Annotated in this window: 1 protein-coding gene; it reads left to right on the top strand. The window is 63.1% G+C overall.

Annotated elements, in window-relative coordinates; all coding sequences use genetic code 11:
• Positions 1–53 precede the first annotated feature (53 nt).
• Positions 54–501 (top strand): hypothetical protein (locus tag FK530_RS25685; protein WP_146489560.1); only part of this gene is annotated, 448 nt, incomplete at its 3' end.

Genomic DNA, 501 nt, shown 5'->3' with positions numbered 1-501 from the left:
CCGCGACCACTCCGGAGACACCGTTACCGGAACTGGCGCCCATCATGGACGATGTGGAGTTCGATCTGGGTCTGCCCTTCCACATCGAGGCACCCGCCGCTGGTCCGTCCGAACGCACACAACAGGTCGACACCCAAGTCATCGAGACGGACGGGAGCGAGGTACCCGCAGACGTCGTCGATCGCTGGAGCTTGGGAGGTGACTTCTCCCGGATCGCTTCCTTCCCTCTTGACCGCGCACACGTCTTCGGTTCCTTCTCCCCCACTCCCGAGCGCATCAACTCCTACAGTGCCGCGATTCTGGGCACCGATACTGTGGATGAGCTGACCGACCCTGATCCCGACGACTACTTCGAGCCGCAAGACGGGTCTGCCACCGACGGATGGATCGTCTGGCGTTCCTCGACGGTCAATGGCCATGACCAGACGACCTCGGGTGTCGACAACTGGAAGATCGAGTCCCTGGAACGCAGCAGCGGCGCGGTTCGGGTGCTCGCAACGG

The sequence above is a fragment of the Tsukamurella conjunctivitidis genome (assembly GCF_007858475.1).
Taxonomy (GTDB): domain Bacteria; phylum Actinomycetota; class Actinomycetes; order Mycobacteriales; family Mycobacteriaceae; genus Tsukamurella; species Tsukamurella conjunctivitidis.
The sequence above is the reverse complement of the archived record's forward strand: the minus strand, read 5'-3'. Positions and strand labels throughout refer to the sequence as shown.